Below are 405 nucleotides of genomic sequence, written 5' to 3' on the forward strand. Positions count from 1 at the left end.
CATAATGAGAAAAGCGCTTCCTTTAGCCTCGTTAGAAATAGAGCCTAACAAGCTAGAATCGCCTAAGGCCATTAACCTACAAGATTTAAATTGTAAAAGTATTCCGGTCAAACGGATAGTGGCGGCATGAGACCGCCTTCATGGCACGAACAGCCTGTACAATACAGGTTCGAAAGACGAAAGTGTTACGGCTAGTAAAGTAAGTCGGAGACTTACATCCTTGTTCGCACTTCGGTGCACAAGATACCACTTCCAAGCATAGGCATTGGGAGTTGGTTATTCATATAAGTAAGTTCCTCTATGGATTTTGTCTTTCTGTGTGCGACTTTACGAATCAATCTTTCCTTCATTTTAGGCCCTTCAACATATCCGATGGTAATTGCAAGAGCAATGTATTCATCTTCA

1 protein-coding gene is annotated in these 405 nt (G+C 41.7%); it reads right to left on the reverse strand.

What is annotated here, in order from left to right; translation table 11 throughout:
• Window positions 1-212 precede the first annotated feature (212 nt).
• On the reverse strand, window positions 213-405 hold a 193-nt coding region (locus D0T66_RS16280), incomplete at its 5' end, for a hypothetical protein (RefSeq protein ID WP_221412244.1).

This window comes from Dysgonomonas sp. 25 (assembly GCF_010501075.1).
GTDB lineage: Bacteria > Bacteroidota > Bacteroidia > Bacteroidales > Dysgonomonadaceae > Dysgonomonas.